Raw genomic sequence first — 18,736 nt, 5'->3', positions numbered from 1 at the left:
GAGAAGATGAGACCAGCGGTTTCCCATGCCGATGGCCGTGCCCGCCGCCTTGAGGAGGAGCTTGCCGCCCCGGAGAGATAGAGCCAGATGAGCCGCGCCCGAGGCGTCATCGCTTCTCGTGACGAGAATCTCCTCGCGTCCATCGCCGTCGATATCAGCGGCGAGAGTGCCGAGCGCCTCGAACACGCCTGCGCCGCCTGCCTGGTAGGTGGACATGTGCCCGAGCCGCCCGCCAGAGAGTTTGTAGGCGCGAATTTCCGAGGGCTCGATGGCATCGCCCAGGACGCCATGACCGTAACGCTCTGTGGGTGCTGCCAGGACAATCAATTCTTTTTGCCTGTCGCCGTCGATATCAGCTGCCGTGAGAATGCTATCCCCCAGTGCCTGGGCGCCTGGTATTTTTTGCGCCTCTCGCCAAGCGCCCGCTTTTTTCTCGAAAAGAATCAGTGAGCCCTTTCTTCCGGCGGCTACTATGGCGTTTTTGCTGAGAAACACCGGCCTTGAGAGCGGCGAGAGCTCGCGGCTTGTGAGCACGCGGTCGGCCACGCCCTTTGCGAGAGCGATTACGAGGAGCGAGCCGCCCCACGCCACGCCAGCGATGGCATCGCCACCCAGGTCGATAGGCGGAACTTTTACGGACAATTTCGGGGTCTTCAGCAAACGCTCGGGGCGCAGTTTTCCGCCGGCGGGGGCTATGCGGTAGAGGACACCGGAATTCATGAGTGCGAGAAGGGTATCTTTTTTGCCCCCCTTGAGGGCGAGGAGCCACGCCACCTTACCGGGGAGGGAGATTCCGATTGTCTGATGGGTGGTTGGCGGTCCTATTTTATCGCCAGGGGCGGCGAGGGCTAACGCGGCTGTGTGGTCAGCCACTAGCATAGAAAAAGTGAGAATCAGAGCATATCGTTTTTTCATTTTTATGCGCCCGCCGCTCCATCCAGGGCGACAATGGCGCCGCTCATGTAGTTGTTCTCGGGCGATACAACAAACAATGCGGCGGCGGCGATAGTTTCGGGCCCAGCGATCAGGCCAAGGGGTACTTGGCCCCTTCTCATCTCTGCAAAATCGGGATTCGCGTCGAGGCGTTTTTTGACACTGCCACTATTCACGATGCCGGGCGCCAGGCAATTCACTTGAATGCCGAGGGGGCCCAACTCGATGGCGAGGCATCTGGTGAGCGAATGGACGGCGGCTTTCGTCGAGCAGTAGAGCGAGCGGTCGGCGCTCGCGTTCTCTCCCGCGATCGAGCCCATGTTGACGATGTGTCCGCTTCCCTGGGGAGTCATGATGCGAATCGCCTCGCGGCAGGCAAGAATGATCGATCTCGTATTAAGGTCAAAGATGAAGTCGATTTCCTCATCCGAGGTCTCGGCGAGGGGCTTGAACACCCGCCCGCCAGCGCAATTGACCAAAATATCGAGGCCGCCCATAAACTCGGCTCCCTCGCGGACACATTCGCTTGCTGTGGCGGCTTGGGTGAAGTCGTATCCCTTTCCACCCGCCTTTACACCCAGGGCGGCGCAACGATCAATCGTGTCTTTTAGTCCCTCGGCATCAGAGCCGCCGGCGGCCCATATGTCGGCCCCCGCCTCGGCGTAGCGAAGGGCTATGGCGGCGCCCATGCCTGCCGATGCGCCGGTAACGATGGCGCGTTTTCCCGCCAGAATTTTTCCTTCCATAATAAATTCTCTTTCCTTGTTAAGCGGTGGCGACTTATCCCGCGACCGCGCCCCCGTCAACAGAAACAACGGAGCCGTTCATGAAGCTGTTCTCGGGCGAGAGAAGGAACACGACGGTCGCGCCGATATCCTCGGGATCGCCCAGCCTTCCAAGAGGGATGCCACTGGTGCGGCGTTTCATCTCCTCGGGATCATCGCCCAGCATGGTTTTTACCCGTCCGCTGTCGATGAGCCCCGGCGCGAGGCAGTTGACCCGGATGCCGATGGGGCCAAGCTCAAGCGCCATGGATTTTGTCAGTGAATTTACGGCAGCCTTTGTGGCGCAGTAGAGCGAGCGGGTGGGCCGTGCGCGCTCGCCCGAGACCGAGCCGATCATGAGAATTTGTCCGCTCTTTTGCGGAACCATAATGCGGGCCGCCTCGCGTGATGAGTGAAACAGGGCCTTGATGTTCAACTCGAACATGAAGTCGATGTCTTCATCGTCGATATCCACAAGGGACTTGAAATTTCGCACCCCGGCGCAGTTGACTAAAATGTCGAGCCCGCCGAGAAAATCCGCGCCCTCTTTTACCGCGACGCCCGCCTGTCTTGCGTCGGAAAAATCGTATCCCTTTCCGCTCGCCTTGCTGCCCGAGGCGGTGCAATCAGTGATGGTCTCCTTGAGCGCCTCGTCATTGCCGCCGCCCACTGCCCAAACGTTGGCACCAGCGGCGGCGATGTGGCGGGCCATGGAGGCGCCCATTCCCGAGGAGGCTCCGGTTACGATGGCGCGTTTTCCAGCTAGTTTTTTCTCCGGCATTTTACGTTGCTCCTGGTTATCCGGCAGTGATGCCGCCGTCGATCATGACGATGGCGCCGCTCATGAAATTATTCGAGGGCGAGACGAGGAAAAGCGCGGTTTCGGCGATTTGCTCGGGGTCGCCGAAGTCTCGGATAGGCACCTTGTTTATTCGGCTCTCGTAGAAATCGGGGTCGCTCTCAAGCATGACCTTCACCCGGCCGCTGCGCGTGGGGCCCATCGCCATGCAGTTGACCCTCAGACCCGAGGGCCCGAGTTCAATGGCGAGGTTTTTCGTCAGTGCGTGCATGGCGGCCTTCGTTACCCCGTAGAGGGCGAAGTTGGGTGTGCCGTGCTCGCCGGCGTCCGAGCCAATCATCAAAATGTGGCCGCTGCCCTGAGGAACCATGATTCGGGCGGCCTCCCTTGAGGCGAAGAAGGCAGCCTTGGCGTTCACCTCAAATAGCAGGTCGATGGCATCGTCCTCGATATCAACAAAGGCGCTCAAGTTTCGTGTGCCGGCCGAGTTGACGAGAATGTTGAGCCCACCGAGGAACTCTGCGCCCTCGCGGACGACATTGATCGCGTTCTTCGAGTTCGAGAGATCGTAGAGCGCACCACCTGCCCGCGCGCCGTGTGCGGCACAGGCCGAAATAGATTTATCGAGCCCCTCCTGGCTGCTACCGCCTGCTATCCAGACATCTGCGCCCGCCTGGGCGTAGCGCGCCGCAATGGAGGCGCCAATGCCGGACGAGCCCCCTGTGATTATTGCTTTTTTCCCTTCAAGCGTTTTTTTCGCCATGATGATTTCCCTTCAGCTCTAAGCCCGATTTTAGTAGGAGCCCGAATCATACCATTTTGAGGGCGAATGGCCACGATGCGCGGCCCCTCTGCCTCGGTGCCCGATTTCGATTATGATGTGGTAGTCATACCCCAATCGGATTCTATTTTAAGGAGGCTTTTTAATGTCTAAACACATCGAGCACATACACTGGCCGGACGCCCCGGATATGTGGATGCCCTACGCCCCAGCCATCAAAGTGAAAGGCGGAACCACCGTTTATTTCGCCGGGGTGACGGCTGCCCCGGTCTATCACCACCACCCGCACCGCCCCGAGGAGTTCGACTCGATGCCCGGGGACATGGCAGGCCAGGCGCGGGCCGCGCTCGAGAATTTGAAAAAGGGACTTGAGGCCGTTGGCGCCTCGTTCGAGGATGTGGTCACAGTCTCTCGCTATCAGACGGACCTCACCGACCAAGATGATTTGAACCGCGTCTGGGGCGAGTATTTTGGCGACAACAAACCGGCCACCACCTCGGTCCAGGTTGTTCAGCTCGCCACCGACCCGCGCTGCCTGCTTGAAATTAATGCCGTCGCCGTTGTCGATTAATTTAATGTTCGACTGACATTTTTCGGCGATTCACCTAGGATATAAGAACTTATTGGATTGAGCAGGGAGGGTCTCATGTCAAAGCTCATAACGCTCTTTGAGGCGGCGGCACTTGTAAAAGACGGTGATGCAATATCGACGAGCGGGAGCCTGCTCCATAGGGCACCCTCGGCGTTTTTGCGCGAGTTGATTCGTGCCGGGCGAAAGGGACTTACCCTCATCAAACCCTCACCTGGATTTGATGCCGATCTGCTCTGTGCGGCAGGGGCCCTTGGCCGCGTGTTTAGCGGCATCGCCACTTTTGAGGCGAGCTATGGCCTCGCACCCAACTATCGCAAGTCGATAGAAAAGGGCCTCGCCGGGCTCACCGAACACGCCTGAGCGAGCATCCTCGCGGGGCTGCGGGCCGCAGCCTACGGCAACCCTTTTCAACCCGTGCGCGGTTTCAAGGGAAGTGATATTCCCGAGCGAAGCGGCATCCAGACTTTTGATGATCCCTACACCGGCGAGATGCTCTACGCCATTCCCGCGCTCGCGCCCGATTGGGCGATCATTCACGTTCAGGAGGCCAATGCCAATGGCGATGCGCGCATATTGGGCCCCCGTTATTTCGATGTAGAGATGACGCAGGCGGCCAAAGGCGTGATCATCACGGCGGAGAAAATTGTACCTGACGAGGTTTTTATCGATGAGCCCGAAATGACAGCGGTGCCGGGGTCCATGGTGAGCGCTGTTGTGGAGGCGCCGGGCGGTGCTGCGCCTTGCAGTTGCGCGCATACCTATGGGGTCGATGAGGCCGGTATGCGCCGCTACATGGAGCTCTCGACAACTGCCGAGGGGCTTAAAACATATCTTGAGGCAGAGGATGCGAATCTCGCTCCCGAGCCTTTGGGATGATAGGCAAATGTTTTGACCACTGATCAGAGCAAAGATGCCATTGCCGCCCGCCTCGCGGCGGACCAGATGGCCGTGTGCCTTGCCCGCGAGCTTGCGGATGGCGAGCGCGTTTTTCATGGGGTGAACTCACCGCTCCCGATGGTGGCGATTTTTCTTGCTCGAAAACTTCATGCCCCCCGTAGCGTTTTAATCGAGGTGGCAGGCTCGGTGGACCCTGAGCCCGAGGGGTTACCTTTCAGTACAAACGACCCAAAACTTTGCGAGGGGGCGGCCTCGCTCTTCTCGAATGCCGATGTCTATGATCTGTTCTCGCGCGGGGGCGTTGATTTGCTGTTTCTGGGTGGCGCCCAGATAGACAAAGCGGGCCGGGTGAACATGAGCTATATCGGCGACCCGGGCCGGCCAAAGGTGCGCTTGCCGGGTGGGGGCGGTGGCTCGGTCATTATGGAGCAGGCCCGGCGTGTTGTGATCTGGCGGGTGGTTCATGATGTTCGCACGTTCGTCTCGAAACTTGATTTTGTCACCCAGACGGGCAACCTCACGCGAATTGTCACCCCGTTGGCGGTTCTTGCGCTTACCGAGGGCGGACTTGAGATCGAAAGCACTCATCCTGGCATCAGCGCCGAGGAGGTTGCCGCGAGAACCGGATTCGCGCTCGACGTTTCAAGGGAAATTTTTGAAACACAGCCGCCCACTCGCGATGAACTCGCCGCCCTTGAGGCTATTGATCCCGAGGGGGTGCGCTACTCGGAGTTTCCAGTCCTCCGGCGGGTTAAAAGGTGAGAGATTCAAAAGATGGAAAATTGAGATGCCGAGATGGGGAAAAGAGATGCTGAGATGGTGAGCAAGCTTGTTTCTCTTCAGGAGGCTGCCTCTCTTGTCGAGGACGGCCAGATGATTGCCCTGGGCGGCAAATCACTCTCGCGCACACCCTCGTCCTTTGCCCGCGAGTTGGTGCGGCAGGGGCGGCGCGGGCTTCGGCTGATCAAGACGGTGGGGGCCTATGACATCGATCTTCTCTGCGCGGCGAGAGCGACGAGCGAGGTGCAGTCGGGCTGCATGGACTACGAAAACGTGTTCGGGATGGCACCCTCCTATCGCCATGGGGTCGAGAGCGGGGCCGTCCGGGTGGTGGAGCATGTCTGCGACTCGATCATTGCGGGGCTAAGGGCGTCCTCATACGGGCTGCCAAGTCAGCCGATTAATGTCCTCCAAGGCCCGGACACGCCCGCTCTCTCGGATTTTCGTGAGACCGAGGACCCCTACACCGGGAAAAAAGTTTTGATGATTCCCCGGATCAGACCCGATTGGGGTGTGGTCCACGTTCAGCATGCCGACGTCGAGGGCAATGCGCGAATCGATGGGGGGCCTTTCGAGGACGTTCTCATATCGCGCGCCTCCGAGGGGTTGATCATCACCGCCGAGCGAATAGTGGAGACCGCATTTTTTAAAAATAAACCAGAGAGAACGAATATTCCTGCGTTCATGACCCGAGCGGTGGTGCATGCCCCGGGGGGCGCTGCGCCAGCGTCGTGTTATCCCACCTACGATATGGATGTGGATGCAATCGCGACGTTTTTAGAGTCGGCGAAAAGCCCCGAAACGCTCCAGGGGCATCTGGATGAATGGCGCGAGCGTGATTATTCGGGAGCCCGCGAGAGGGAGGCAAAATGAGCGCGGCCTCTTTTCAAGAGCCCGATATCGTACGCGATGTACTTCGCGATTGTGGGCGCATCGCGGTCGTGGGGCTCTCCCCAAAGGCGCATCGGCCCAGCCATTACGTCAGCGTCTACATGAAAGAGGCGGGCTATGAGGTAGTGCCCGTCAATCCGGGGCACGACTCACTTCTGGGCGAGCGCTGTTATCCCAGCCTCTCGGCGCTTCCTGCACCGCCAGAGATGGTGAACGTTTTTAGGCAATCGAGGTTCGTGAGTGGGTTGGTGGATGAAGCCATTGCCTTGGGCACAAAGGCCCTTTGGCTTCAAAAAGGGGTTGTCGACGAGGAGGCTGCGCGCCGCGCCGAGGCGGCAGGGCTCGCCGTCGTCATGGATTTGTGAATCATGGTCGAACACCGCCTGTATGGCGGTCCCGAAGGCGAGTCCCCCTAGACAGGGTTTTCTGAATTTTTTCTCAGTCTCTCGGTTTCGGCCTCGTTGATTTCAAGTGTTTCAGGATCAAGCGCAACGCCGTAGTCTCGCCGTGCCGATTCGATTGAAACGATCTCATCGCGCACCTCTTCTCTTACTATTTCCGCCGGGCGCAGTTTCGGGTCACCCATGCCGCCGCCACCCGAAGCGGTCATCTCGATTTCGGCGCCCTGGACCCCGTTCACAATCTCGTGGCCTTTAAATTCGCGCTTGCGGCCGCCCGGGTAGGTGAGTTTGGCGGTGTTGAGTCCGGCGGGCTTGCCACCAAAGAGCCCAAAGGGCTCCTCTCCCGGCTCAGTTTGTTGGCCGAACATGATGACCTTGGCATCCTTTGCCAGGAGTGACCATCTCGACCGAATGCCCAGTCCGCCGCGCCAGCGACCGGGTCCTGCGGAGTCCGTTTCGAATTCGAAATGGTGAAGGCGGTGCGGGGTCTGGACCTCGTGCATTTCGGGGTCCTGCGCAGTCATGGCGCCTCCCGTCATGACCGTGCCGAGGTGGGCGAGACCATCGAGGCCCTCTGTTGCGCCCGAGCCCCCCTTCATCGCGAAGAGGAAAAAGTCCACGAAGCGGCGGCGGCTTCGCTCATCGAATCCACTCGACATTCCCCAGTAGCATTTGTTCCAGCCCGCCGTGACGCGGTGGGGGATGGCTTGAGAAAGCGCTTTCACGGCAGCCTCCCATATCTGGTGGGTGAGGTGGTTCCCGTAGCTGGTGGCACGAGGAAACTCGGCGTTGAGCATCGAGTTTTCGGGAAAAATCATTTCTAGGGGCCGCAGGATTCCTGCGTTGTGCGGAATCTGGGGATCGACGTTCATCAAAATGGCTATCATCAAGCCGCTTGTTGCGGCGTGAAGGGGGGCATTCGCGTAGCCGGGCGTCGGTCCCGCCGAGCCCGTGTAGTCGAATAAAATTTCGTCACCCTTTATCGTGATAGTGCAGATGACCGGGTGGCGGACACCTTCCTGGTGGCCGTCGTTCGCGAGAAACGACTCGCCCCGGTATTCACCGTCAGGCATGGCAGCGACCTCTGAGCGCATAATTCGCTCGGCGCCGTCCATGATGTAGACCATGTGGCTATCGAAAATTTCTCTGCCGTGGCGGTCCAGTACCTCTAGAACGCGCCGCTCGCCTACGTTGCATGAGCCGACGCAGGCCCTTGCATCCTCGGCCACAATGTCGAGCCGGGTGTTGGCGAACAAAAAGTCCCAGACATCCTGGCGCAGTTTGCCAGCGTCCCACATTTTAAGCGGCGGCACGCGCAGCCCCTCGTGCCAAACCTCTGTTGCCTCGGGGTTGTAGCCGCCCGGTGCACCGCCACCGAGGTCTGCTTGGTGCGCCTTGCAGGCAGTCCAGGCAACGAGTTCGCCTTCGTGAAATATTGGTTTGAAAACGCCGAGATCGTTGATCTGGTTTCCGGCGCGGTAGACATCGTTATGAAAGATCACATCCCCTGGTTTAATGTCGCCATCAAAATATTCGATACACGCCTTCAACGAGGGTTGGAGGGCGAAGCCGAGAAGAGCGGTGTACTCGGTTTGCTCAAGCATATCCCCGTTTGCCCAGTAAACGCCCGTGGCGAAATCCCGGCCCTCGGAAAGGATGGGCGAGCGGGTTGTGTGAAGGAGGGTGAGAGCCATCTCCTCGGTGACAGAGCGGAGGCGCCGCTGGAGGACGGAGGCGAGAATCGGATCGATGGCGGGGTTGCTCATATCCGGGCACCTCCCTTGTCCGTCAGGAAGCGCGCGCGCATTTCCTTTGAGCGCTCCTCTTGCCAGATAAGGTAATTGTCCCCAGTGTCGCAGGCCAATTCGTATCCGCTCAAAACGAGCACCGTCGTGTTTGCGCGCTCTACTATGGCGGGGCCCGCTATCAGGTGGCCGGGCCGAAGAGCCTCCGAGCGGTAGACATCTGCGCTGAGGGGCGTTTTATTTCCAGGGGTGTATATTTCTCGCCGCGCATGTGGCGCATGTGGCGCAGGCGGGGCGGGCGATTCTTCAAAGGAAAGCGGTGGGGCAGTGGAGTGCTCGGTTCTGCCGCGGGCGCTCATCCGAAGAGTGATGCACTCGGTGGGCATCTCCTCGTTGGCATAGCCGTAGAGGGTGTCGTGGCGCTTGTGAAAAAGGGCGAGGATTTTTTGGAGATCAGGGGTGTCGATTAATTCGGGGTGCAGCGGAACACTCACCTCGTGGTACTGGCCCTGATAGCGAATGTCGATGCTGGGCTCAAAATGCATGGCGCTCTCCGTGACGCCTTGCTCGGCGAGAATACTCCGGCATTCCTCGCGAAGACCGCCAAAGCGCGTGGCCAACTCCTCGGGGAAAAGTGTGTCGAGCCGGGTGCGCCAGCTTTGCGCTAGATTATGTTTGAAGTCTGAGGCCAGCATTCCGGCAGCGCAAAAAACGGCGGAGTCCCCAGGTACTATAATTAGCGAGATGCCAAGCTCGCGGGCAATGTGGTTGGCGTGAAGCGGCCCTGCGCCCCCCGCCGCGAGCATGGCGAATTCTCGAGGGTCGAGCCCGCGGCGAACGGTGACCTCCCGAATGCCCGCCGCCATATGGACACAGATAATCTCGTATATACCAAGGGCCGCCTCCTCGATGGACATTTTCATCGGGCCAGCCACTTCCCGGCGGATGGTTTCCCTCGCGGCCTCTGGGTCAAGACGTAATTTTCCCCCCAGGAAAAAATCGGGGTCCAGGTAGCCTAGCGCCAGGCAGGCATCTGTTGCCGTGGGCTTGGTGCCGCCCTCGCCATAGCAGGCGGGGCCGGGATGTGCGCCGGCGCTCTGCGGGCCCACGTGGAGAATACCTCCTTGATCGCACCAGGCGATGCTTCCGCCTCCCGCCCCCAAGGTGTGGATGTCGAGCGAGGGCAGGGCGATGCGTCTGCCGCCGATCCAGTTTTCATTCGTGATGAGCGGCTCTCCCCCCTGGATGAGGGCGACATCGTAGCTGGTGCCACCCATGTCGGTGACGATGTAGTCCTCTATGCCGTGTGGTTCGGTCGTCTCCCTTGCGGCGATGGGTGCTGCCGCCGGGCCCGAGAGAAGAAGGGCAGCGGCTCGGCGAGAAGCCACGGAGGATGTCATCTGACCGCCGTGCGATCCCATTATCAAAAACGTGCCCTCAAAATCGAGTGACCGAAGCGATGTGTCGAGATTTTCCAAATAGCTTTGGATGATGGGACCCACATAAGCGTTGAACGCACATGTGCTCACGCGCTCATAGAGGCGTATCTGGGGGAGAAGTTCTGTTGAAACTGTAAGATGGGCCTCTGGAAATGTTTCGCGAATTATTTGGGCCGCCCGCATTTCATGTTCGAGATTTGCCCAGGCGTGCATCAGGCAAAGGACGAGCGATTCGACGCCCTCGGCCTTGAGGCGAAGTGCGGCCTCACGAACGGCCGATTCATCGAGAGCCTCTAACTCTGTGCCTGTTTCATCCAAGCGGCCCCCAACGGTAAGGCGATGGGCCCTGCGGATAAGGGGTTTTGGAAGAGGTCTCTTGTTGTTGAAAAACTCCTCGCGCCATCCCCTCCGCATTTCGAGGATATCCCTGAACCCTTGTGTTGTGATGAGCCCCGCGCGGGCGCCCGATTCGGTGAGCACAGCGTTCGTCGCCACCGTCGTGCCGTGAATGATGAGAGAGGTTTTCTTGATAAATTCTTGGGCAGTGTGTCCACGCGCGGCGGCGAGTTCTTCAATCCCCCGAATTACGGCCCTCGATGGGTCAGCGGGTGTCGAGGGGGTCTTGTGCATCGCTGCCGGAGCCTCGTCGGTGCCGGTGGGTAAATCCGAGGTGACCCAGAAATCTGTGAACGTGCCCCCAGCGTCGATGCCAATTTGATACATGATGCCCTGTTTATCCTTTTGAATAATTATTTGACTGCCTGGAGGGAGTATACGGCCACGGATTAATGTGGGTAAAGGATTGATTTTTAAGTCTTGTCAGCGAACAGCGCCTTTGTTAGCCTATTGGTGTCAAGTAGAGATCTTCTCCCCGTCCGGTAGAGTTCTATGGCATCCCGACCACGAGATCCTGAAGTCAGAATCCAGGCCCTTGAGGCTTTGCTCGTTGACGATCCCACCTCGCCCGCTTTTTTCCCGCTTGCTGGTCTTATATGGGAGAAGGGCGAGGCCGATAAAGCCGTCGATATGCTCTCGAGCGGTCTTCAACACCATCCGGTCTACAGCGCGCCTCGCGTTCTTTTAGGTGAGATTTATCTGGCCAAAGAGCAGGTAACAGAGGCCATCGATGAACTTGAAAAGGCTGTTGCTCGCACCCCCTGGAACCTCGCCGCCCAGCGGCTCCTACTCAATTGCTTTCAAAAATCGGGTGATGACGCTGGCGCTCGAAAGGCGCGGGTGGCCATCGGCATGTTTGACCCGGCCGATGAAGAGGCCTTTGCTTCTTTGGATGTTGCTCTTGCGCCTCCCGAAGCCAGTTCGCCGGGAGCCGGATCGCCGGTTCAGGACGAAGCCCCGCTAGAGGAATCTCCCGACGCGGTCCCCACGCCATCGCTTGCCGAACTCTATATCTCGCAAGGACATATCGATAAGGCCCTTGAAGTTTACACAAGTCTTGCCGGGGAAGAGCCGGAAAATATCGAGTACATGGAAAAGATAACCGAGCTTCAGGCGCAATTAGCCGAGGAGGGCGATGATGGCTCGGCTGCAGCTGAACTAGAGGACTTTGATTCGATCCTCAATGAGGCCGAAGGTGCGGTCGATGCCGCAGATGCTGGAGGGCCAGAGGTTGATGACTTTGATTCGATTTTCGAAGAAGAAGAGTCGGGAGGCGCTGCAGCGGCTGTTGATGAAGCCACCGATACAGGAGCGCCAGAACTGGAAGACTTTGATTCGATCCTTGAAGAGGCAGGTGTGGCTGCCGATGCCGGAGCGGCAGAGTTAGAGGATTTTGATTCGCTTCTCGATGAGGTAGGCGAGGATACGGAGGCCGTTGCAGAGGCCCCCGAGGAGGAATCTGGCGGGCTGGAAGATTTTGATTCTCTTCTTGAAGAGGCCGAAGGGGCAGCCGATGCCGGAGCAGCAGAGTTAGAGGATTTTGATTCACTCCTTGATGAGGTAGGCGAGGATGCAGAGGCTGTTGCAGAGGCCCCCGAGGAGGATTCTGGCGGGCTGGAAGATTTTGATTCGCTCCTTGAAGAGGCCGAAGGGGCTGCCGATGCCGGAGCGGCAGATGTAGAGGATTTTGATTCACTTCTTGATGAGGTAGGCGAGGATACAGAGGCTGTTGCAGAGGCCCCCGAGGAGGAATCTGGCGGGCTGGAGGATTTTGATTCTCTTCTTGATGAGGCCGAAGGGGCAGCCGATGCCGGAGCGGCAGAGTTAGAGGATTTTGATTCGCTTCTTGATGAGGCAGGCGAGGATACAGAGGCTGTTGCAGAGGCCCCGGTCGAGCCCGAGGCCCAGGCCGCCGAGGAGACGGATGAGCCGGCAGGCGAGGTGGATGATTTGGAAGCCTTGTTTGCAGGTGAACCTGTAGAGGCCTCTCGGGCTACGGCAGCGCCAGTGGATGAGAATATTGGCGATGATCTGGATGCTCTTCTCGCAGATGAATTTGACCCACCTAAGGCGCCCGCTACTCCAGTAGAAGAGGAAGCGCCTAAGGATGAAGAGGAGGAGTCCCTTGTCACAGATGAAGAGGTCTCCGAGGCGGAAGAGGAAATTCCGGTAGCCGAGGCAGAGGATGTTTCTGTATCGGAGGATGAATCACCCGTTGCAGAAGTTGAGGAGGAGGAGGCTGGCGGCGCGCTCGATGAGTTTGAGTCGCTACTAGCCGATGAGCCCGAGGCGGCAGTGGAAGTGGAAATGCCGGTAGCCGAGGTTGAGGAAGAGGTCGCAGTTGCGGCGCCGGATGACGAGGACTTTGACTCCCTTTTGGCCGAGGAGCCTGAAGTGGTGCCTGCAAGCGCAAGCGTCGAGGAAGTTGCACTCGATGCAATGCTGGCCGAGGAATTTGATGAACCCGAGGCGGCAGTGGATGAGGAAATGCTGGTAGCCGGGGCTGCAGAAGAGATAGCCGCGCCAGAGGATGAAATTCCCGTTGCCGAAGTTGAGGAGGAGGCTGGCGGCGCGCTCGATGAGTTCGAATCGCTTCTTGCTGATGAGCCCGAGGCGGTGGAAGAGGAAATGCTGGTAGCCGAGGTTGAGGATGTTTCTGCGCCGGAGGAAGAAGCCCCGGTTGCCGAAGTTGAGGAGGAGGTTGGCGGCGCGCTCGATGAGTTCGAATCGCTACTAGCCGATGAGCCCGTGGCGGCAGTGGATGAGGAAATGCCGATAACCGAGGCGGAAGAGGTCTCCGTTTTAGACGAGCAAACTCAGGTTCTTGAGGTCGAGGAACCCGAGGTAGCGGTTGATGAGCCTATTCCAGTAGCCGAGGCGGAGGAAGAGGCTCCAGAGCAAGAGCGCCACATGATGCAGGGAATCATCGAGGTCTATCTGGGTGAAGAAAAGTATGAAATGGCGCTCGACATTTGCCGGAAGGCAATTCTGGTTGGCACGAGCTCAGATTGGTTGGTCATACAAATCCAAGAGATTGAAGCCATAATTAGCGAGCGCATGAAGCGCGTCTTGCCTCAGTCCGCTGATGAGGATATTGAAGATGTGGCTCTGGAGCCCCCAACAGATAGCGATGTGGTCAAGTCTCTGCTTGGCTGGCTTGATACAATTCAGCGACACCGGGCAAAACTCTCGGCGGACTCGCAAAAAGGGTCGTCTCGCGATATAGTTTGATGGATTTCCGATAAATAACAACCTGAAGCTTTACAGCTTGTACATAGCTATTTTTTTTCCGCATGAAAACCCTCACCGGTTTGCGGAATTTTTCCCTTAGGAAAGCACTTTAGGCATGTCTCCAAGCACGAACTCGAACACCCAAGGCACGGCCCTGGACGAGCTTTGCATCAACACCATCCGCACCCTGTCGATGGACGCGGTTCAGAAGGCAAAATCTGGGCACCCGGGCACCCCGATGGCCCTCGCGCCTGCGGCCTATGTCCTTTTCTCACGCATCATGAAATTTAATCCGCGAAACACAGCTTGGTTTGATCGCGACCGCTTTGTGCTCTCGTGCGGCCATGCCTCGATGCTTCTCTACTCGGCTCTGCATCTAACCGGCCACGATCTTTCGCTCGATGAACTAATCAACTTTCGCCAGTGGGGGAGCAAAACACCCGGCCATCCCGAATACGGGCTCACACCGGGCGCGGAGATGACCACAGGCCCACTCGGACAGGGCATCATGACTGCCGTGGGCATGGCCATCGCCGAAACCCATATGGCCGCCGTCTATAATCGCGAGGGGCACGAGGTGGTGGACCACAACACCTACGTTTTCGCCTCGGACGGCGATTTCATGGAAGGCGCCTCGCACGAGGCGGCCTCGCTCGCGGGCCATCTGGGCCTCGGCAAACTCATCGTTCTTTTTGACGACAACAAGATAACCATCGAGGGCTCGACGGATCTTGCCTATACAGAGGACGTTGCCAAAAGGTTTGAGAGCTACGGCTGGCATGTCCAGAACATCGGCGATGTGGCCAACGATCTCAATAAACTCGAATCGGCGTTCGGGGATGCCAAGGCCGAGAGCAGCAAACCCTCTCTGGTTATCCTTCGCTCGCACATTGGTTTTGGCTCTCCTAATTTTGTCGATACGGCGACGGCCCACGGGGCGCCGCTGGGCGATGAAGAAATCGAGTTGACGAAAAAGAGCTACGGCTGGCCCGAGAAGGAAAAGTTCTTGGTGCCGGATGAAGTTGCCGCCCATATGGGGCAGGCCGCCCGTCGCGGCGCCGAGTCTGAGGCGGCATGGAACACTAAGCTCTCTGATTATCGGAGCGCCCATCCGGAATTGGCCGAAAAATTTGAGGCGGCCCTCACCGGAGACCTTCCTCAAGGGTGGGACGCGGATATTCCTGTTTTCTCGCCAGCCGACGGTGCTATTGCAACGCGGGCGGTTTCGGGAAAAGTCTTGAACGCAATTGCCGGGAATTTGCCCAGCCTGATGGGCGGCAGCGCCGATCTTGCCGGCTCGAACAACACACTGATCAGCGGCGAAGGGGATTTTCTTAAAGGAAGCTACGAGGGGCGCAACATGCGCTGGGGCGTGCGCGAACATGTTATGTGCGCCGCCGCCTCAGGTATGTCGCTCCATGGCGGGATTCGCCCCTACACGGCGACTTTCTTCGTGTTCACCGACTACGCCAGGCCCGCCATTCGGCTGGCTGCTCTGATGGGGCAGCCGGTGATTTATCTGATGACCCACGATTCTATCGGCCTTGGCGAGGACGGCCCGACGCACCAGCCCGTCGAGCACCTCGCATCGCTCCGCGTAATGCCGAATCTTTCCTTGATTCGACCAGGGGATGCGAACGAGGTTGCCTTTGCCTGGCGCGCGGCGATAGAGCGCAAAGATGGGCCGACCATGCTCGTGCTCACGCGGCAGGGCCTGCCCACACTAGATAGAGAAAACTTAGGCGGCGCAGAAGGGGTGCTCAAGGGCGCTTATATCCTCTCGAAAGAGGGTGGCGAGGAGCCTGATGTTATCCTTATTGGCACGGGCTCGGAAGTTTCTTTGTGTCTTGCGGCCAAGGATATGCTCTCTGTCCAGGGAGTTGATGCACGCGTGGTGAGCATGCCGAGCTGGGATCTTTTCAGGGCGCAATCCCAAAGCTACCGCGACGAAGTATTGCCGCCCGGCGTGAGGGCGCGATTGTCTGTCGAGGCTGGCGCTTCGCAGGGCTGGCTCGAATGGGTAGGCGATGCGGGGGGCGTCATAGCGATGAGTGGATTTGGCGCGAGCGCCCCGGCCAAGGTGAGTTTTGAGAAATTCGGATTCACCCCCGAGAATATCGCCAGAAGGGCCGCGAAACTGAAATAATCCTTCCCACAAGCCGCTTATATGGCGGTGGCTCCTAAGAATACTTATTCTCCGAGCTCAACTCTTGGGCGCGGTTTTTTTTGTTTTAGATCTACTCTCTCCTAAACATTTTAAATGCACTCCCTGCTAATTTCAGACCCCAGCCCATCGGCGAAATTTCGCTTATAAAAAACCCCCAATCGGCGAAACTCCGCCTATGCCACCGGGGGGCATTTCAGATAAAATCCCCCAAACCCCCGTATTTACTGGCATCATCTATTTATCGACTCAAAATTCTCTTTTGGCACGGCCCTTGCTTTGTAGGGGGGTAGACCTTACTTACTCTTCCCCGCATTGAGCGGGCCGCTAAACCGAAAGGGAATAAGCCATGAAAACGATGACCGGAACGAGAACGAAAGCAAACTCTTTTAACTCTCTCGACTGGAGCAAGACCATGCAAAAGAATCGAATCACCGGAATCATCACCTTACTCACGTTCGCTATTCTATTTTTCCTCCTCGCCGCCGCGCCGCGCGCCGAGGCGTTGAAAATATTGAGTCACAGCGGCACGTGGAAATCCAGGATAATGGTCGGTCACAGCGGCAAATGCCTGGACGTTGTCGTGGCCAGCAAGGCAGACGGGGCCAATGTCCAGCAATGGTCGTGTCATGGCGGAAGCAACCAAAGTTGGGAATTTGTAAATACCGGCCAAAATTATTTCCAGATCAAGAACGTCAACAGCGGCAAATGCCTGGACGTTGCCGTGGCCAGCATGGCAGACGGGGGCAATATCCACCAATTTGCGTGTCATGGCGGAAACAACCAAAAGTGGGCACTTGTTAAAAAAAGCGTAGAGTATTACCAGATCAAGCCCGCCCACAGCGGCAAATGCCTGGATGTTGTCGTTGCCAGCAAGGCAGACGGGGCCAATATCCAGCAATGGGGGTGTCATGGCGGGAACAACCAATATTGGAAGATTTCGCTCCCCAACTTCGTGGGCATGGCGCTGACCCAGGCCCAGGCGGCGCTTGTAGCGCTGGGCCTGTCTCCCGATAAAGGCGTCCCACTCGCCCTCTCTTATACAAACATCGCGAATCGCCTGGATCTACAAGGCCAGGTTTCTGCCCAGAGTCCTGTTGCGGGCTTCACAGGTGGGGTGTCCTCGGTCGCACTCAAGGTTTACAAAAGTGGCACGCTAGTCCCGAACTTGGCGTACAAGACACTGGCCGAGGCCCAGGCGGCGCTAGCGGCGGTGGGTTTAATCGCAAGCAGCGAGATCACATATCAATTAATCATTAGTAGCCCCGAGTCCGCGAGTAGAAACGGTCAGGTTGACGCTCAGAACCCGGCCGCGAACTCAATAGCGGCTCCCGGAACTTCGGTCGCGCTCAGACTTTTCCAGGTTATGCTAAAGCTCCCGAACGTGGTGAGCATGACGAAGACCCAGGCCGATGCGACGTTTGCGGCGGCGAAGATGTCAGAAATGGGCGTCAAAGTCACAGCCACCTATCCGGAAGTCTTTAATAAACCGGATCTCCATGGCAAGGTGTTAACCCAGACGCCGACCGGGGGTACCATACCTTACGTGAATTCGGTCGCGATCACGGTAGGCAGAAACGTCAACAGGGTCCCTCGTTATATTCCAGAACAAACTTCACAGGCTCAGTATTTAGAGGCGGTTAAAAATGCCGGACTGACTTACATTGTGTATTCTGACCAGAAGAGCTCCTCTTATAAAAGACAAAAACAAGTGGTTTACAATGCCAGGCCGGATGCGGGATCTGTTGTGGCTCCTGGAACTAAAATTATTGTATATTCGAAGTGGATATTTTATTAAAGGCCTGTACCTGAAGAAAGGTAAGTAAAAGCAAAACGAATCGCAGGGCTTCGCGCTGCTCACTTGAAGTGCAGGGCATAGCGCTGCTCACTATTCAATCGAAGTACAGGCTTCTCGCTATTCACTCAAAGCCTACCCCCCGCGCTCAAGAGATTGGGCGCGGGGGGTTTTGTTTGGAAGGCGATAAATCCGGCGGTGACAATTTGGTTGTTTTCTTTTATTCTATCTGATTAGATTACTTATCCCCGCCTCTTATTAGATTTTGGGCCTCTTGCCTTATCCGCATTAAAAGCAAATAGTTAAGGTGTCGAGCGTGTCCTTGTGCTTAAAGGGACATGCCGCCGCCCAGCGGGGAGTATTACCGGCGGTGAATATTTATGAGCAGGGAGATTGACGAATTGCAGTCGCCACCAAGGACAATCCCTATTGTTGATCGCCAGCAAGCCCAAGCTGCCGATGAGCAACCGGATATGATCCGGATTGCGGGTATCTGGAAGCGCTATGAAGATGGGCGCTATGTTCTCCAGAATATTGATCTTCAGGTTCGGCGGGGCGAGTTTGTTTTCATTACGGGCCCCAGCGGCGCAGGAAAAACCACGTTGCTCTCTCTTCTTTATGGCGCTGAGGTTTCTGATCGGGGGCAGGTGTTTGTTGCTGGTCGCAATATCACGCATCTTCGCCGCAAGGAGCTTTCTCGACTCAGGCGCGGGATTGGCGTCGTGTTCCAGGATTTCAAGCTGCTGCATCGCCGGACGGTTTTTGAGAATATTGCCTTTTGTCAGCGGGCCATCGGGGTGTCGGCGAGTGAGGCGAGGCGGCGCGTATACGCCGTGCTCAAGCTTGTCAGGCTGGCGGAAAAAAGAGATTTGTCTCCCAAGGTGTTGTCGGGCGGCGAGCAGCAGCGCGTTGCCATTGCGCGAGCGCTTGTTAACCGGCCGCCCCTTCTAATTGCCGATGAGCCGACGGGGAATCTCGATCCCGATATGGCACAAGAGGTCATGGACGTTTTTCGCGAGGTGAACCGCCTGGCGACAACGGTGGTCGTCGCCACCCATGATCGCTCCGTTATCGAATATATCGGCGCCCGCACTGTCCATTTGGAAAACGGACAGGTAATCAGTTAAG

16 protein-coding genes are annotated in these 18,736 nt (G+C 57.7%); 10 read left to right on the top strand and 6 right to left on the bottom strand.

The window, feature by feature from the left end:
* From HOJ95_04180 to HOJ95_04165, 4 genes are all read right to left on the bottom strand, one after another.
* A partial coding sequence (locus tag HOJ95_04180) for a VCBS repeat-containing protein (protein ID MBT6393880.1) occupies positions 1–915 on the bottom strand: 915 nt, incomplete at its 3' end.
* A 2-nt stretch (positions 916–917) separates the two neighbouring features.
* On the bottom strand, positions 918–1,679 hold the full coding sequence (locus HOJ95_04175; GenBank protein ID MBT6393879.1) for an SDR family oxidoreductase: 762 nt from the start codon (positions 1,677–1,679) through the stop codon (positions 918–920).
* 34 nt (positions 1,680–1,713) lie between these two features.
* Positions 1,714–2,478, bottom strand: coding sequence for an SDR family oxidoreductase (locus HOJ95_04170; protein ID MBT6393878.1), 765 nt, complete (start codon positions 2,476–2,478; stop codon positions 1,714–1,716).
* Between the two features lie 16 nt (positions 2,479–2,494).
* Positions 2,495–3,259 (bottom strand): SDR family oxidoreductase, encoded by a 765-nt coding sequence (locus HOJ95_04165; GenBank protein MBT6393877.1) that lies wholly within the window; start codon positions 3,257–3,259, stop codon positions 2,495–2,497.
* Positions 3,260–3,422: 163 nt separating this feature from the next.
* Here HOJ95_04165 and HOJ95_04160 point away from each other — a divergent pair, with 163 nt between their 5' ends.
* The 6 genes from HOJ95_04160 (at position 3,423) to HOJ95_04135 (ending at position 6,802) form a co-directional block, all read left to right on the top strand.
* Positions 3,423–3,848: a hypothetical protein gene (locus tag HOJ95_04160; protein MBT6393876.1), complete on the top strand. Its 426-nt coding sequence runs from the start codon at positions 3,423–3,425 to the stop codon at positions 3,846–3,848.
* Positions 3,849–3,923: 75 nt separating this feature from the next.
* Complete coding sequence (locus HOJ95_04155) at positions 3,924–4,229, top strand: hypothetical protein (protein MBT6393875.1); 306 nt, start codon at positions 3,924–3,926, stop codon at positions 4,227–4,229.
* Between the two features lie 6 nt (positions 4,230–4,235).
* Positions 4,236–4,745, top strand: a complete 510-nt coding sequence (locus HOJ95_04150) for a hypothetical protein (GenBank protein MBT6393874.1) — start codon at positions 4,236–4,238, stop codon at positions 4,743–4,745.
* A 12-nt stretch (positions 4,746–4,757) separates the two neighbouring features.
* Positions 4,758–5,528 (top strand): hypothetical protein, encoded by a 771-nt coding sequence (locus HOJ95_04145; protein MBT6393873.1) that lies wholly within the window; start codon positions 4,758–4,760, stop codon positions 5,526–5,528.
* A 33-nt stretch (positions 5,529–5,561) separates the two neighbouring features.
* Positions 5,562–6,419 (top strand): CoA transferase subunit A, encoded by an 858-nt coding sequence (locus HOJ95_04140; GenBank protein MBT6393872.1) that lies wholly within the window; start codon positions 5,562–5,564, stop codon positions 6,417–6,419.
* Entirely contained in the window at positions 6,416–6,802 is a 387-nt protein-coding gene (locus HOJ95_04135) for a CoA-binding protein (GenBank protein ID MBT6393871.1), read from the top strand. Before HOJ95_04140 ends, HOJ95_04135 begins: the two co-directional genes overlap by 4 nt.
* A 47-nt stretch (positions 6,803–6,849) precedes the next feature.
* Here HOJ95_04135 and HOJ95_04130 read toward each other — a convergent pair whose 3' ends face one another.
* Positions 6,850–8,604 carry a hydantoinase B/oxoprolinase family protein gene (locus HOJ95_04130; protein ID MBT6393870.1) on the bottom strand — a complete coding sequence of 585 codons (1,755 nt, stop codon included), beginning with the start codon at positions 8,602–8,604 and terminating at the stop codon, positions 6,850–6,852.
* Positions 8,601–10,745: a hydantoinase/oxoprolinase family protein gene (locus HOJ95_04125; GenBank protein MBT6393869.1), complete on the bottom strand. Its 2,145-nt coding sequence runs from the start codon at positions 10,743–10,745 to the stop codon at positions 8,601–8,603. Before HOJ95_04125 ends, HOJ95_04130 begins: the two co-directional genes overlap by 4 nt.
* A gap of 165 nt (positions 10,746–10,910) precedes the next feature.
* Between HOJ95_04125 and HOJ95_04120 the strand changes: the two genes are divergently transcribed.
* The 4 genes from HOJ95_04120 to ftsE all read left to right on the top strand — a co-directional run bounded on the left by HOJ95_04120 (position 10,911) and on the right by ftsE (position 18,735).
* On the top strand, positions 10,911–13,649 hold the full coding sequence (locus HOJ95_04120) for a hypothetical protein (protein MBT6393868.1): 2,739 nt from the start codon (positions 10,911–10,913) through the stop codon (positions 13,647–13,649).
* Between the two features lie 115 nt (positions 13,650–13,764).
* Positions 13,765–15,795: a transketolase gene (gene tkt, locus HOJ95_04115; GenBank protein ID MBT6393867.1), complete on the top strand. Its 2,031-nt coding sequence runs from the start codon at positions 13,765–13,767 to the stop codon at positions 15,793–15,795.
* Positions 15,796–16,162: 367 nt separating this feature from the next.
* Entirely contained in the window at positions 16,163–17,611 is a 1,449-nt protein-coding gene (locus tag HOJ95_04110) for a PASTA domain-containing protein (protein ID MBT6393866.1), read from the top strand.
* Positions 17,612–18,081: 470 nt separating this feature from the next.
* The gene (gene ftsE, locus HOJ95_04105) at positions 18,082–18,735 is read left to right on the top strand and encodes a cell division ATP-binding protein FtsE (GenBank protein MBT6393865.1); all 654 of its coding nucleotides are present in this window, start codon (positions 18,082–18,084) and stop codon (positions 18,733–18,735) included.
* Position 18,736 lies beyond the last annotated feature (1 nt).

The organism is Nitrospinaceae bacterium (assembly GCA_018669005.1).
Lineage (GTDB): Bacteria > UBA8248 > UBA8248 > UBA8248 > UBA8248 > UBA8248.
The sequence above is the reverse complement of the archived record's forward strand: the minus strand, read 5'-3'. Positions and strand labels throughout refer to the sequence as shown.